Origin of the sequence: Streptomyces caatingaensis, from assembly GCF_001187435.1 — a bacterium.
Taxonomy (GTDB): Bacteria; Actinomycetota; Actinomycetes; order Streptomycetales; family Streptomycetaceae; genus Streptomyces; species Streptomyces caatingaensis.
This window is the reverse complement of sequence record NZ_LFXA01000017.1, coordinates 1-15,227: the sequence shown is the minus strand read 5'-3', so window position 1 is coordinate 15,227 and position 15,227 is coordinate 1. Positions and strand designations below refer to the sequence as shown.

General features: G+C 68.9%; 11 protein-coding genes and 3 rRNA genes. 4 read left to right on the top strand and 10 right to left on the bottom strand.

The features are described 5' to 3' along the window. Positions 1–8: 8 nt before the first annotated feature. Positions 9–173, bottom strand: coding sequence for a hypothetical protein (locus AC230_RS32715; RefSeq protein ID WP_157868642.1), 165 nt, complete (start codon positions 171–173; stop codon positions 9–11). 51 nt (positions 174–224) lie between these two features. Here AC230_RS32715 and AC230_RS22470 point away from each other — a divergent pair, with 51 nt between their 5' ends. Continuing rightward, positions 225–572 (top strand): sterol-binding protein, encoded by a 348-nt coding sequence (locus AC230_RS22470; protein WP_049718159.1) that lies wholly within the window; start codon positions 225–227, stop codon positions 570–572. A gap of 486 nt (positions 573–1,058) precedes the next feature. On the opposite strand, the gene AC230_RS22465 is transcribed toward AC230_RS22470, so the two are convergent. The 3 genes from AC230_RS22465 to AC230_RS22455 form a co-directional block, all read right to left on the bottom strand. After that, positions 1,059–1,895: an ABC transporter ATP-binding protein gene (locus AC230_RS22465; protein ID WP_049718158.1), complete on the bottom strand. Its 837-nt coding sequence runs from the start codon at positions 1,893–1,895 to the stop codon at positions 1,059–1,061. A gap of 133 nt (positions 1,896–2,028) precedes the next feature. Then, entirely contained in the window at positions 2,029–3,069 is a 1,041-nt protein-coding gene (locus AC230_RS22460; protein ID WP_049718157.1) for a FecCD family ABC transporter permease, read from the bottom strand. After that, entirely contained in the window at positions 3,066–4,064 is a 999-nt protein-coding gene (locus AC230_RS22455) for a FecCD family ABC transporter permease (RefSeq protein WP_198535616.1), read from the bottom strand. The genes AC230_RS22460 and AC230_RS22455 overlap by 4 nt, the downstream gene beginning before the upstream one ends. 109 nt (positions 4,065–4,173) lie before the next feature. On the opposite strand from AC230_RS22455, the gene AC230_RS22450 reads away from it, so the two are divergent. Further along, on the top strand, positions 4,174–5,199 hold the full coding sequence (locus AC230_RS22450; protein ID WP_049718156.1) for an ABC transporter substrate-binding protein: 1,026 nt from the start codon (positions 4,174–4,176) through the stop codon (positions 5,197–5,199). Beyond that, the gene (locus AC230_RS22445; protein WP_049718155.1) at positions 5,196–6,014 is read left to right on the top strand and encodes a siderophore-interacting protein; all 819 of its coding nucleotides are present in this window, start codon (positions 5,196–5,198) and stop codon (positions 6,012–6,014) included. Before AC230_RS22450 ends, AC230_RS22445 begins: the two co-directional genes overlap by 4 nt. A gap of 137 nt (positions 6,015–6,151) precedes the next feature. On the opposite strand, the gene AC230_RS22440 is transcribed toward AC230_RS22445, so the two are convergent. Beyond that, positions 6,152–7,180, bottom strand: coding sequence for an HAD hydrolase-like protein (locus tag AC230_RS22440; protein WP_049718154.1), 1,029 nt, complete (start codon positions 7,178–7,180; stop codon positions 6,152–6,154). Between the two features lie 90 nt (positions 7,181–7,270). On the opposite strand from AC230_RS22440, the gene AC230_RS22435 reads away from it, so the two are divergent. Continuing rightward, a complete protein-coding gene (locus AC230_RS22435) occupies positions 7,271–8,575 on the top strand; it encodes a DUF1015 family protein (protein ID WP_049718153.1) in 1,305 nt (434 codons plus the stop codon). Positions 8,576–8,619: 44 nt separating this feature from the next. On the opposite strand, the gene AC230_RS22430 is transcribed toward AC230_RS22435, so the two are convergent. The 5 genes from AC230_RS22430 to AC230_RS22410 form a co-directional block, all read right to left on the bottom strand. After that, positions 8,620–9,384, bottom strand: a complete 765-nt coding sequence (locus AC230_RS22430) for a tetratricopeptide repeat protein (protein ID WP_198535615.1) — start codon at positions 9,382–9,384, stop codon at positions 8,620–8,622. A gap of 65 nt (positions 9,385–9,449) precedes the next feature. After that, positions 9,450–10,487, bottom strand: a complete 1,038-nt coding sequence (locus AC230_RS22425; RefSeq protein ID WP_078871496.1) for a hypothetical protein — start codon at positions 10,485–10,487, stop codon at positions 9,450–9,452. Between the two features lie 217 nt (positions 10,488–10,704). After that, positions 10,705–10,821: ribosomal RNA gene (rrf, locus tag AC230_RS22420) — 5S ribosomal RNA — on the bottom strand. 106 nt (positions 10,822–10,927) lie between these two features. Then, positions 10,928–14,052 (bottom strand): 23S ribosomal RNA (locus tag AC230_RS22415). Positions 14,053–14,326: 274 nt separating this feature from the next. Then, positions 14,327–15,227, bottom strand: a 16S ribosomal RNA gene (locus tag AC230_RS22410); the annotation flags it as partial.

Below are 15,227 nucleotides of genomic sequence, written 5' to 3'. Positions count from 1 at the left end.
CGTGCGGTTCAGCTCCTGTTGTCGAGTGAGGCGAGGACGTCCTTCAGTCCTCGGTGTACATCCTCGTACACCGCGAGGTGACCGTCCGCGTCGAGGTGGTCGGCGTCCGCGAGCCGTGCGAGGTGGGCGTCCACCTCGGGGTGCCCCGTGGGGGCCCGGTCGATGTCGGTCATGCCCTCGACGCTACCCCGTGTTCGCCTCCCGCTCGGGTACCGTCCAGTGCGATGGCGACGACCGAGGAGTGCCGCGCGGCACTCGACAGACTGGCGGAGAACCTCGCGGGTGCCGACGCGGGCCTCCGCGGCGCGGCCATGCCGGACCGCTCGCTCAGCTGCCACGTGACGGACCTGGACGTGACCTTCGTGGGCCACCTGCGGGAGGGGCACATCCGGGAACTCCGCTCGGTCCCCGGTGTGCCCGAGCGGCAGGCGGAGATCGCGCTGGAGATGACCGGCGACGACCTGATCGCCCTGGTCGACGGCCACCTCGATTTCCCCCGCGCCTGGGCCACCGGCCGCATCCGCCTGAAAGCGTCCCTGCGCGACGTCCTCCGGCTCCGCGCGATCCTGTAGCGCCGGGTAGGGGTTCCTTCCCCCACCCCGCCCTTTCGCCGTTTCCTCCGGGCGAGCACCGGCCCCCGGCCTGCGCCGGCCGCGCCGCCCCTCCTGCGGTGCGGCTCCGCCGTGTGGTCCGCAAGGGCCGGAGGGCTGGGCGGGCCGGGCGGGCGGGCCGGACGGCCGGGCGGGGGGGCTGAATCAGCCCCCCGCCCGGTGCCTGAGAGATGGGGGCGCCCCCTGGCACTTCGGAGCCCGGGGCGCGGGGCGCAGCCCCGGTCAGGGGGGCGGGGGGCGAAGCCCCCGGTGGGATGCCGGGGCGAAGCCCCGCCCACCCGCGGCTCGCGGGCGCAGCCCGCGCCACCGCGCGGCAGCGCGAGCCGGGGCGCAGGGGGCGCAGCCCCCGCCGTCGCGCGGCACGCGCGCGTCGGGGTGCCGCAGGGGCGGAGCCCCTGCGAAAACGGATCAGGGCGGGGCGGGGGCATCCTCACCCCGCTGCCACCCTCACCCCGCTGCGGCCACCGCCGCCGCCCCTGCCGCCGCCCCCGCCGACGCCCGCACCTTCCGCGCCGCCGGCACCACCAACGGCGTCCCCGTCTGCGGATCGTCGATGATCTCGCACCGCAGCCCGAACACCCGCTCCACCAGCTCCGAGGTCACCACCTCCGCCGGCGCTCCCTCCGCCACCACCTTCCCGTCCCGCATCGCGATCAGATGCGTCGCGTACCGAGCGGCGTGGTTCAGGTCGTGGAGGACGGCGACCAGCGTCCGCCCCTGCTCCTCGTGCAGCTCGGCGCACAGGTCGAGGACCTCGATCTGGTGCTGGATGTCGAGGTAGGTCGTCGGCTCGTCCAGGAGCAGCAGCGGCGTCCGCTGGGCGAGGGCCATCGCGATCCACACCCGCTGCCGCTGCCCGCCCGACAGCTCGTCGACGTACCGGTCGGCGAGCGCCGCGACCCCGGTCGACTCCATCGACTCGCGCACGACCTGCTCGTCCTCCGGCGACCACTGCCGCAGGAGCCCCTGGTGCGGGTAGCGCCCGCGTGCGACGAGGTCGGCGACGGTGATCCCGTCCGGCGCCACGGACGACTGCGGCAGCAGCCCCAGCATGCGCGCCACCTTCTTCGCCGGGTACGACCCGATCGCCTGCCCGTCCAGCAGCACGGAACCCGCCTCCGGCTTGAGCATCCGCGAAAGCGCCCGCAGCAGCGTGGACTTGCCGCAGGCGTTGGGCCCGACGATGACGGTGAAGGAGTTGTCGGGGATCTCCACCGAGAGGTCCTCCGCGATGACCCGCCGGTCGTAGGCGAGGGTGACGGAGTCGGCCTTCAAGCGGCTCATGCTGGGGTCTCCTTAGTCATTCCGGTCATCACGGTCGTATCCACCACCACATCCATCACCACAACGTCCACCACCACAACAGCACCCATGACGGCGCTCACGACGGCGCTCACCACACCACCCGTCAACCCCCTCACACCCGCCCGCCCTTGCGCTCCGCATACAGCAGCCACAGCAGATAGCAACCGCCCAGCATGCCGGTGAGCACCCCCACGGGCAGCCGGTCCGCCCCGAAGAGCCGCTGCGCGGCCCAGTCCGCGGTGACCAGCAGGGTCGCGCCGGTGCAGGCGGCCGCCACCAGGCAGGGGCCGGGCGACCGGGTCAGCCGCCGGGCGATCTGCGGCGCGGAGAGGGCGACGAAGGCGATCGGCCCGGCCGCGGCCGTCGCGCCGGCGGCGAGGAGCACCGCGCAGGTCAGCGCGGTCAGCCGGGTCCGCCCGACCCGCACACCGAGCGCGTGGGCCGCGTCCTCGCCCATCTCCAGCATGCGCAGGCCGCGCGCCTGCCCGAGGAGGACGGGGACGAGCACGGCGCAGACGCACAGCAGCGGCCACACCTGGCTCCAGTCACGGCCGTTGAGCGAGCCGACCATCCACAGCGTGGCGCGTGCCGCGTCCGTGAGGTCGGCCTTGGTCAGCAGGTAGCCGATGACGGAGACGAGGATCGCGGACGTGGCGATGCCGACGAGGACGAACCGGTGCCCGTGCACGCCCTTCTGCCATGCCAGCAGGTAGATCGCGGCGCCGGTCAGCAGCCCGCCCGCCAGCGCCCCCGCCGCGACGGCCGCCGGGTCGCCCTTGAGGAGGACGATGACGAGGAGCGCCCCGACCGTGGAGCCCTGCCCGAGCCCGAGCACGTCCGGACTGCCCAGCGGATTGCGGGAGACGGACTGGAAGACGGCGCCGGAGAGCGCGAGCGCGGCACCCACCAGGAGGGCGACCAGCACCCGCGGCAGCCGCAGCTCGTTGACGACGAACTCCTGGGCGGCCGTGCCGCCGCCGGTCAGCGTCCGCACCACCTCCGCCGGCGAGAGCGGATAGTCGCCGGTGCCGACGAGCACGACGGAGACGGCCAGCGCGACGGCCACCAGCAGGAGGACGACGAGCACGGCCCGCACCTCGACCCGTACGGACAGCCCCTGCGTCCGCAGGACGCGGCTCCGGAGGACACTCACAGCCTGGCCATCCTTCGGCGCCGGACGAGGTGGATGAAGACCGGCCCGCCGACCAGCGCCGTGACGACGCCGACCTGGAGCTCGGAGGGCCGGGCGACGGCCCGGCCGAGGATGTCCGTGCCGAGCAGCAGGACCGGCGCGAGGACCGCCGCGTACGGCAGGACCCAGCGCAGGTCCGGGCCGGTGAAGGAACGGACGGCGTGCGGCACCATCAGGCCGACGAAGACGACGGGCCCGCAGGCGGCGGTCGCCGCGCCGCACAGCAGGGTGACGGCGGCCAGGCCCAGGACCCGGGTGGGCGTCGGCCGCGTGCCCAGCGCCCGCGCCTGGTCGTCGCCGAGGGCCATCGCGTTGAGCGGCCGGGCGAGCGCCAGGGCGAGGACGACGCCGGCACCGACGAAGGGCGCCACCTGCCCGACGACCGTCGCGTTCGCGGAGGCCAGCGAGCCGACCGTCCAGAAGCGCATGCGGTCCAGCGCGGCGGAGTCGGTGAGTTCGACGGCGAAGACGTAGCCGTTGAGGGCGGCGGTGACGGCGGTGCCCGCCAGGGCGAGGCGCACGGGCGAGGCGCCCCGGCCGCCGCCGAGCACGTAGACGACCGCCGAGACGACGGCCGCGCCGGCGAAGGCGAACCAGACGTACCCGTCCAGCGAGGTGACGCCGAGGAAGCTGATGCCGGAGACGACGGCGGCCGCGGCACCGGCGCTGATGCCGAACAGACCGGGATCGGCGAGGGGGTTGCGGGTGAGGGCCTGCATCACGGTCCCCGCGAGCCCCAGCGCCGCACCGGCCAGCAGCCCCAGCAGGGTGCGGGGGACGCGGACGTCCCGGACGACGACGTCGGTCTCCTTGCCGGAGTAGTGGAAGAGGCCGTGCCAGACCTGGTCCAGGGGAACCTGCTTGGCGCCGACCGCGAACGAGGCGGCCACGACGAGCAGCAGGAGCCCGGCGGAGACGAACAGTCCCACGACGCGCCGGACGTTCCGGCGGGGCACGGCCTCGGGGGCGGCGCCCGGCGGGGCTTGGGGGGAAGCGACAGCCAACACTTGAGTTAGGTTAGCCTACCCTCATCGCACCGTCCCCCACGGAGAGAAGCACCACCCCATGAGCACCCCCCGCACCACAGTACTGTCCCGCCGCGGCCTCCTCGCGGCGGGTGGCGCCCTCGGCGCCGGCGCCCTCCTCACCGCCTGCGGGGGCGGTTCCTCCAAGTCCTCGGGAAACACGGGCGGTTCCGGCGGCGGCCCGTGGACCTTCAAGGACGACCGCGGCACGACGGTGAAGGCCGGCAGCACCCCCCGCCGCATCGTCGCCTTCACCGGCACCGCCGCCGCCCTCCACGACCTCGGTGTCGAGTGCGTCGGCGTCTTCGGCCCGACGAAGCTCAAGAACGGCAAGCCCGACCCGCAGGCCGGCGACATCGACGTCGACAAGGTGAAGATCATCGGCAACACCTGGGGCGAGTTCGCCGTCGAGAAGTACGCGGCCCTCGACCCCGAACTCCTCGTCACCACCATGTTCGACCCCGGCGCGCTCTGGTACGTCCCGGACGAGAGCAAGGACAAGATCCTCGGCCTCGCCCCCAGCGTCGCCCTCACCTCCGCCCGCGTCCCCCTCCCCCGGATCATCGAGCGCCACGCCGACCTGGCCGCCTCCCTCGGCGCCGACCTCCGGGCGAAGAAGGTCACCGACGCCAAGGCCCGGTTCGAGAAGGCCGCCGAGACCCTGCGGAAGACCGCCAAGTCCCGCCGCCTCAAGGTCATGGCCGCCTCCGGCAGCGCCGACCTCTTCTACGTCTCCAACCCGGCCGTCAACGCCGACCTCATGTACTTCCGCGAGCTCGGCGTCGACTTCGTCGTCCCGCAGAAGCTCGACAAGGGCGGCTACTTCGAGAGCCTCAGCTGGGAGAACGCCAACAAGTACGAGGCCGACCTGATCATCCTGGACAGCCGGACCTCCACCCTCCAGCCCAAGGACCTGGCCGCCAAGCCCACGTGGGCCAAGCTCCCCGCCGTCGAGGCCGGCCAGGTCAGCCCCTGGCTCAGCGAGCCCCGCTTCTCCTGGGCCGGCAGCGCCCCCCTCCTGGACAACCTCACCGCCGCCCTGGAGAAGGCGAAGAAGCTCCGATGACGACGCCCACCTACCGCTTCTTCGACGTCCACGTCGTCCGCACGCGGCACGTCAGCCCCTCCCTCATCCGCGTCACCCTCACCGGCGACCGCCTGCGCGAACTGGTCACAGGCGGCCGCGACCAGCGCTTCAAGCTCTTCCTGCCGCGCCCCGGCCAGGACGCGCCGGTGCTGCCGGACGTACGGGACGAGCGCTGGTACGCGGAGTGGCGCGCCCAGGACCCGGCCGTACGGTCCGTCATGCGCACCTACACCGTGCGCGAACTGCGCCGCGATCCCGACGAGTTGGACGTCGACTTCGTCCAGCACGGCGCGGGCCCCGAGGCCGGGCCCGCCTCCCACTGGTCCCGCACCGCCCGCCCCGGCGACCGCGCCGCCCTCCTCGCCCCCGTCGTCGAGGACAACGGCGGCGTCGACTACCAGCCCCCCGCGGACACCGGCTGGACCCTCCTGACCGCCGACGAATCGGCCCTCCCCGCCGTGGCGGGCATCCTCTCCTGGCTCCCCCCGGGGATGCCGGCCAAGGTCTGGATCGAGGTCCCGCACGAGGACGACGTCACCCCCCTGCCCACCGCCGCCGACGCCGACATCACCTGGCTGATCCGCGGCAAGGACCCTACGGTCGTGGACGCCGTCCGCACCGCGTCCCTCCCCGACGGCACCCCCTACGCCTGGATAGCCGGCGAGGCCGGCACCATCCGCACCCTCCGCCGCCACCTGGTGAACGACCGCGCCGTCGACCGCACCCGCATCACCTTCACCGGCTACTGGCGCAAGGGAAAGACGGAGGAAGAGCTTCTGGCGGAACTGAGCTGACCGCTCAGCCTCCGTCCCCGTACGGCACGGCCCCGGGGCGGAGCCCCGACAAGGGGCCGGGGGAGCAGGGGCCGGGGAGCAGGGGCCGGGCCGGGGGCGAAACCCCCCGCCCCGCCCGCCCCACGGCAGGCCCCCGCCTACCAGCCCAACCGCCCCAGTACCTTCCCCGGGTCGGCGTCACACGCCCCGTCCCCCGCCGCGCTCCACGCCGCCCCGCACAACGCCCGGAGCCCGTCGGCAGCAGCCCCCTCACCGTCGAGGACGAACTCCCCGTCCCGGACGGACGCCGTCCACCCCCCGCACCGGAAGCCCTCCGCCGCCTCCACCACAGCCGGCTGCGCCTCCAGCAACCCCCGCAGATCCTCCGCCACATACGTGGCCCGGTGCTCCGGCCGGGCGGCCAGCAGCTCCGCCGCCGTCGTCACCCCCGTCAGCACCAGCAACGAGTCGACGCCCCCGACCCACGCCCCCTCGATATCCGTGTCGAGCCGGTCCCCGACGACCAGGGGCCGACGGGCCCCCGTCCGCAGCACCGTCTCCCGGTGCATGGGGGGCTGCGGCTTCCCCGCCACCCGCGGCGACCGCCCCGTCGCGATCTTCACCACCTCCACCGCCGACCCGTTCCCCGGCGCGATCCCCCGCCCGGTCGGAATGGTCAGATCCGTGTTGGAGGCGAACCACGGCAACCCCCGCGCCACCGCGTACGACGCCTCCATCAGCCGCGACCACGGCATCTCCGGCCCGCCGTACCCCTGCGCCACCGCCACCGGCCCGTCGTCCAGCGACTCCACCGGCACCAGCCCGCGCTCCCGCAGCGCGACCCGCAGCCCTTCCGCCCCGATCACCAGCACCCGCGAACCGCCCGGCAGCTCGTCGGCTATCAGCCGGGCCACCGCCTGCGCCGAGTTGATCACGTCCTCCGGCGCCGCCGGAATCCCCAGCTCGGTCAGATGACCGGCGACGGTCTCCGGCGTCCGGGCCGCGTTGTTCGTCACGTAGGCGAGGTGCATCCCGCCCTCACGGGCCAGCTCCAGCGAACGCACCGCGTGCGGAATCGCCGCCCCGCCCGCGTACACGACGCCGTCGAGATCGAGCAGCGCCGTGTCGTACGCCGCGCTCAGCGGCCGCTCGCAGCCCTCCGGCCGGGTCCGCACGCTCTCGTTCATAAAGGATTCGCTCCTCGTGCCGTTCATCTGTGCTGTTCGTCTCTGTTTTCGATCATTGCTCATCCGGCCGCAGGCCATAACAATTTCGGAATGAGCACTCCGGACCACGCAGGGCAAGGTCTCCGCACAGGGCAGGGTCTCCGGCTCGCCCCCTTCCGAGGGCTGCGCTACGTCCCCGAACGGGTGGGCAGCCTCGCCGCCGTGACCTCGCCACCGTACGACGTCGTCGTCCGGCCCGACGGCCTGCGCCACCTCGAGACCGCGGACCCGCACAACATCGTCCGGCTCATCCTCCCGCAGGCAGCCACCGCCGCCGACCGGCACCGCCAGGCCGCCGACACCCTGCGCCGCTGGCAGGAGGAGGGCATCCTCGCCGCGGACCCGGTACCGGCGCTCTACGTCTACGAGCAGCGCGGCGACGGCATCCTCCAGCGCGGCCTGATCGGCGCGCTGCGGGTGACGCCCCCCGAGGAGGGCGTCGTCCTCCCCCACGAGGACGTGATGCCGCACATCGTCGAGGACCGCGCCGCCCTGATGCGCGACACCGGCGCCAACCTGGAGCCCCTGCTCTTCTCCTACCGGGGCGACGGCTCCGCGACCGGCGCCGCCGCCGTCATCGAACGCGTCATCCGCACGACGCCGCTGCTCTCCACGACCACCGAGGACGGCTTCGCCCACCGCCTGTGGTCCGTGACCGACCCGGACGACCTGGCCCGCATCGCCGGCGACCTCTCCGGACAGCACGCCCTGATCGCCGACGGCCACCACCGCTGGGCGACCTACCAGCGGCTGCGCGCCGAGCAACCGGCGCCCGGCCCCTGGGACTTCGGCCTCGTCCTGCTCGTGGACACCGCCCGCTACCCGCTGCGCGTCCGCGCCATCCACCGGCTCCTGCACAGGCTGCCGGTCGCCGACGCCCTGGCCGCGCTCGCCGGCTCGTTCCGCGTCCGCACCCTCGGCGCGGAGCTGCCCGCCGCGCTCGACGCCCTCGCCGAGGCGTCGAAGGCGGACGAGCACGGCAACGCCTATCTGCTCGCCGGCGACGGCCGCTTCCACCTCGTGGACCGCCCGGACCCGGAGCTGCTGGCCCGCACCGTCCCGGCCGACCGCCCGCGCGCCTGGCGCGAGCTGGACGCGACCGTCCTCCACTCCACGCTGCTGGAGCACGTGTGGCGGGTCCAGGACGACCCCGAGCACATCGGCTACATCCACGAGACGGCCGCCGCCGTCCACCAGGCGGAACGGCACGGCGGCACCGCCGTCCTCATGCACCCGGTCCACGAGGACGTGGTGCGGGAGCTCGCGGAACAGGGCGTGACCATGCCCCGCAAGTCCACCTCCTTCGGCCCGAAGCCGGCGACCGGCCTCGTCCTCCGGAGCCTGGCCCTGAACTGAGCGAAGCAAGAGGGCGGAACCCCGTGGGGTTCCGCCCTCTCCGCTCACTTCCGCTCGCCGCCCTCGGCGTCGGCGCCCTCGTCCTGGACCTCTCCGGCCCCGGCCCCGGCCCCCGCCTCGGCGTCCTCCTCGGCCTTCTCCTCGGTCACGGCGTCCTCCGTGTCCTTGGCGTCCTCGACCTCCTCGATCTCGGACAGGACGTCGGTGAACTCCACGCCGTCCAGCTCGGCGAGCCGGTCGGAGGCGTTCGTCGTGCCGCCCTGGTCGGCCTCCAGAGCCTTGGCGAACCACTCGCGCGCCTCGGCCTCCCGGCCGACGTCGAGCAGCGCGTCGGCGTACGCGTAGCGCAGCCGCGCGGTCCACGGCTGGACGGAGTGGGAGGCCAGCTCCGGGCTCTGCAGCGTGACGACGGCGGCCTCGGCCTGGCCCATGTCCTTGCGGGCCCCGGCCGCCACCAGGCGCATCTCCACCTGGCCGGCCTTGTCCAGCTTCTGCACCTCCGGCTCACCGGCCATGGCCAGCGCCCGCTCGGGACGGCCCATGCCGCGCTCGCAGTCCGCCATGACGGGCCACAGCTCGACCGAACCGGTCATCCGCCGGGCCGCCCGGAACTCGGCCAGCGCCTCGGCGTACTTGCCGGTCGCGTACGACGCGAAGCCGGCCGCCTCACGGACGGCGGCCACGCGCGAGGCCAGGCGGAGGGCGATGCGGGAGTACGCGTACGCCTGCTCCGGCTCCTCGTCGAGCAGCTTGGCGACCATGACGAGGTTGCGGGCGACGTCCTCGGCAAGGGTTCTCGGCAGGCTCATCAGCTCCTGCTTGACGTCCTTGTCGATCTCGTCACCGGTCACGTCGTCCGGAATCGGCAGACGCTTCACGGGCTCGCGGTCACCGCGGTCCCGGTCCCGGTCACGGTCCCGGTCGTCACGGCGCCCGTACCCACGGGAACGGTCGTCCCGCCCCCGGTAGCCACCGCCCTGACGCTCCCGGTCGTCACGCCGGCCGTACCCACCACCGCCGGCCCGCCCGCCACGGTCGTCGCGCCGGAACCCACCGCGGTCGTCCCGCCGGTCGTCGCGACGGAAGCCGCCACGGTCGTCGTCCCGACGCGGCCCACGCTCATCACGCCGCTCATCACGACGGTCGTCACGACGGAACGAGGGCCGGTCCTCACGCCGGAACCCACCCCGGTCGTCGCGCCGATCGTCACGCCGGTCATCCCGACGGAACGACGGACGGTCATCCCGACGCTCGTCCCGACGGAAACCACCGCGCTCGTCACGGCGGTCGTCGCGCCGGAAGGACGGACGGTCGTCCCGCCGGTCGTCGCGACGGAAGCCACCACGGTCGTCGTCCCGACGCGGCCCACGCTCATCACGCCGGTCATCGCGCCGCTCATCACGCCGGTCGTCACGACGGAAGGACGGACGGTCATCGCGACGGAACCCGCCACGGTCGTCACGACGGAACGAGGGCCGGTCGTCCCGACGGAACCCGCCCCGGTCGTCGCCCCGGTCGTCGCGCCGGTCGTCGCGCCGGTCGTCCCGTCGCTCGTCACGCCGGAACGACGGACGGTCATCCCGACGCTCATCGCGGCGGAAACCACCACGATCGTCGTCACGCCGGCCGTAGCCACCACCACCGGGCCGCCCGCCACGGTCGTCACGACGGAACCCACCGCGGTCGTCCCGCCGGTCGTCGCGACGGAAGCCGCCACGGTCGTCGTCCCGACGCGGCCCACGCTCATCACGCCGGTCATCGCGCCGCTCATCACGCCGGAAGGACGGACGGTCGTCACGGCGGTCGTCCCGGCGGAAGCCACCACGATCGTCGTCGCGCCGGCCGTAGCCACCGCCGCTGCGGCCACCACGGTCGTCACGGCCGCCACGGAAGCCGCCACGGTCTTGGTCACGGCGGAAGCCGCCCCGCGAACCGCCGTGACGGTCGCCGCCCGATCGGCCGTCGGGAGAGTTGGTGGACATCGACGTGACTCCTGTCTTGAGGTACCGCAGCCATTCTCGCGCAGGTGCCCGGCATCTGCGCTTCGACAAAAATGCTGCGTTTCTACAAAAAACAAATGGACCCTTGGTCCCAGCGTGAACGCTGGGACCAAGGGTCCATGAAATATTGTTCGGCGGCGTCCTACTCTCCCACACGGTCCCCCATGCAGTACCATCGGCGCTGAAAGGCTTAGCTTCCGGGTTCGGAATGTAACCGGGCGTTTCCCTAACGCTATGACCACCGAAACCCTATCGGTTTCGAGCGAACAAGCACACTCTTCAATTAAGTGGTTCTGCTCAAAGCCGGCAACTGTTCGTTGCCTCAGAACTTACACAGTGGACGCGAGCAACTGAGGACAAGCCCTCGGCCTATTAGTACCAGTCAACTCCACCGGTCACCCGGCTTCCATATCTGGCCTATCAACCCAGTCGTCTACTGGGAGCCTTACCCCATCAAGTGGGTGGGAGTCCTCATCTCGAAGCAGGCTTCCCGCTTAGATGCTTTCAGCGGTTATCCCTCCCGAACGTAGCCAACCAGCCATGCCCTTGGCAGAACAACTGGCACACCAGAGGTTCGTCCGTCCCGGTCCTCTCGTACTAGGGACAGCCCTTCTCAAGACTCCTACGCGCACAGCGGATAGGGACCGAACTGTCTCACGACGTTCTAAACCCAGCTCGCGTACCGCTTTAATGGGCGAACAGCCCAACCCTTGGGACCGACTCCAGCCCCAGGATGCGACGAGCCGACATCGAGGTGCCAAACCATCCCGTCGATATGGACTCTTGGGGAAGATCAGCCTGTTATCCCCGGGGTACCTTTTATCCGTTGAGCGACGGCGCTTCCACAAGCCACCGCCGGATCACTAGTCCCGACTTTCGTCCCTGCTCGACCCGTCGGTCTCACAGTCAAGCTCCCTTGTGCACTTACACTCAACACCTGATTGCCAACCAGGCTGAGGGAACCTTTGGGCGCCTCCGTTACCCTTTAGGAGGCAACCGCCCCAGTTAAACTACCCACCAGACACTGTCCCTGATCCGGATCACGGACCCAGGTTAGACATCCAGCACGACCAGAGTGGTATTTCAACGACGACTCCACACACACTGGCGTGCATGCTTCACAGTCTCCCACCTATCCTACACAAGCCGAACCGAACACCAATATCAAGCTGTAGTAAAGGTCCCGGGGTCTTTCCGTCCTGCTGCGCGAAACGAGCATCTTTACTCGTAGTGCAATTTCACCGGGCCTATGGTTGAGACAGTCGAGAAGTCGTTACGCCATTCGTGCAGGTCGGAACTTACCCGACAAGGAATTTCGCTACCTTAGGATGGTTATAGTTACCACCGCCGTTTACTGGCGCTTAAGTTCTCAGCTTCGCCCCACCGAAATGGAGCTAACCGGTCCCCTTAACGTTCCAGCACCGGGCAGGCGTCAGTCCGTATACATCGCCTTACGGCTTCGCACGGACCTGTGTTTTTAGTAAACAGTCGCTTCTCGCTGGTCTCTGCGGCCACCCCCAGCTCCAAGTGCAAAACTCATCACCAGGAATGGCCCCCCTTCTCCCGAAGTTACGGGGGCATTTTGCCGAGTTCCTTAACCATAGTTCACCCGAACGCCTCGGTATTCTCTACCTGACCACCTGAGTCGGTTTAGGGTACGGGCCGCCATGAAACTCGCTAGAGGCTTTTCTCGACAGCATAGGATCATCCACTTCGCCACAATCGGCTCGGCATCAGGTCTCAGACTATATGTCACGCGGATTTGCCTACGTGACGCCCTACACCCTTACCCCGGGACAACCACCGCCCGGGCTGGACTACCTTCCTGCGTCACCCCATCACTCACCTACTACCACCTCGGGTCACCGGCTCCACCACTCCCCTACACTCCGAAGAGCTCAGGGCGGCTTCACGGGCTTAGCATCAGAGGATTCGATGTTTGGCGCTTCAAAGCGGGTACCGGAATATCAACCGGTTGTCCATCGACTACGCCTGTCGGCCTCGCCTTAGGTCCCGACTTACCCTGGGCAGATCAGCTTGACCCAGGAACCCTTAGTCAATCGGCGCACACGTTTCCCACGTGTGTATCGCTACTCATGCCTGCATTCTCACTCGTGAACCGTCCACAACTACCTTCCGGCGCTGCTTCACCCGGCACACGACGCTCCCCTACCCACCACAACAACCGTTAGGTCTCATGCTGCAGTGACACGACTTCGGCGGTACGCTTGAGCCCCGCTACATTGTCGGCGCGGAATCACTTGACCAGTGAGCTATTACGCACTCTTTCAAGGGTGGCTGCTTCTAAGCCAACCTCCTGGTTGTCTCTGCGACTCCACATCCTTTCCCACTTAGCGTACGCTTAGGGGCCTTAGTCGATGCTCTGGGCTGTTTCCCTCTCGACCATGGAGCTTATCCCCCACAGTCTCACTGCCGCGCTCTCACTTACCGGCATTCGGAGTTTGGCTAAGGTCAGTAACCCGGTAGGGCCCATCGCCTATCCAGTGCTCTACCTCCGGCAAGAAACACACGACGCTGCACCTAAATGCATTTCGGGGAGAACCAGCTATCACGGAGTTTGATTGGCCTTTCACCCCTAACCACAGGTCATCCCCCAGGTTTTCAACCCTGGTGGGTTCGGTCCTCCACGAAGTCTTACCTCCGCTTCAACCTGCCCATGGCTAGATCACCCCGCTTCGGGTCTTGGGCGCGCTACTAGGTCGCCCTCTTCGGACTCGCTTTCGCTACGGCTTCCCCACACGGGTTAACCTCGCAACACACCGCAAACTCGCAGGCTCATTCTTCAAAAGGCACGCAGTCACGACACCAAGTGCAAGCACTCGATGCGACGCTCCCACGGCTTGTAGGCACACGGTTTCAGGTACTATTTCACTCCGCTCCCGCGGTACTTTTCACCATTCCCTCACGGTACTATCCGCTATCGGTCACCAGGGAATATTTAGGCTTAACGGGTGGTCCCGCCAGATTCACACGGGATTTCTCGGGCCCCGTGCTACTTGGGTGTCTCTCAAACGAGCCGCTGACGTTTCGACTACGGGGGTCTTACCCTCTACGCCGGACCTTTCGCATGTCCTTCGCCTACATCAACGGTTTCTGACTCGTCCTGCCGCCGGCAGACGACAGAAGAGAGATCCCACAACCCCGCATACGCAACCCCTGCCGGGTATCACACGCATACGGTTTGGCCTCATCCAGTTTCGCTCGCCACTACTCCCGGAATCACGGTTGTTTTCTCTTCCTGCGGGTACTGGAGATGTTTCACTTCCCCGCGTTCCCTCCACACTGCCTATGTGTTCAGCAGCGGGTGACAGCCCATGACGACTGCCGGGTTTCCCCATTCGGACACCCCCGGATCACAGCTCGGTTGACAGCTCCCCGGGGCCTATCGCGGCCTCCCACGTCCTTCATCGGTTCCTGGTGCCAAGGCATCCACCGTGCGCCCTTAAAAACTTGGCCACAGATGCTCGCGTCCACTGTGCAGTTCTCAAACAACGACCAGCCACCCACCACCCCGACACCAAAGCATCGAGTTCACTGGGGCCGGCACCGAAGGACAGCCATACAGCCGTACCCTCAGACACCCAACAGCGTGCCCGACACCCACCCTCCAGACCCACGTTCCACGCCGAAGCAGTACTAGTGATCCCTTCAGGAAAGTGCCGAGTAGTCAACGTTCCACCCATGAGCAACCGTACGGATCGTTCGTCCGTAGTCGGCTATGTGCTCTTAGAAAGGAGGTGATCCAGCCGCACCTTCCGGTACGGCTACCTTGTTACGACTTCGTCCCAATCGCCAGTCCCACCTTCGACGGCTCCCTCCACAAGGGTTGGGCCACCGGCTTCGGGTGTTACCGACTTTCGTGACGTGACGGGCGGTGTGTACAAGGCCCGGGAACGTATTCACCGCAGCAATGCTGATCTGCGATTACTAGCAACTCCAACTTCATGGGGTCGAGTTGCAGACCCCAATCCGAACTGAGACCGGCTTTTTGAGATTCGCTCCACCTCACGGCATCGCAGCTCATTGTACCGGCCATTGTAGCACGTGTGCAGCCCAAGACATAAGGGGCATGATGACTTGACGTCGTCCCCACCTTCCTCCGAGTTGACCCCGGCAGTCTCCTGTGAGTCCCCATCACCCCGAAAGGCATGCTGGCAACACAGAACAAGGGTTGCGCTCGTTGCGGGACTTAACCCAACATCTCACGACACGAGCTGACGACAGCCATGCACCACCTGTACACCGGACCACAAGGGGGCGACCATCTCTGGCCGTTTCCGATGTATGTCAAGCCTTGGTAAGGTTCTTCGCGTTGCGTCGAATTAAGCCACATGCTCCGCTGCTTGTGCGGGCCCCCGTCAATTCCTTTGAGTTTTAGCCTTGCGGCCGTACTCCCCAGGCGGGGCACTTAATGCGTTAGCTGCGGCACGGACGACGTGGAATGTCGCCCACACCTAGTGCCCAACGTTTACGGCGTGGACTACCAGGGTATCTAATCCTGTTCGCTCCCCACGCTTTCGCTCCTCAGCGTCAGTATCGGCCCAGAGATCCGCCTTCGCCACCGGTGTTCCTCCTGATATCTGCGCATTTCACCGCTACACCAGGAATTCCGATCTCCCCTACCGAACTCT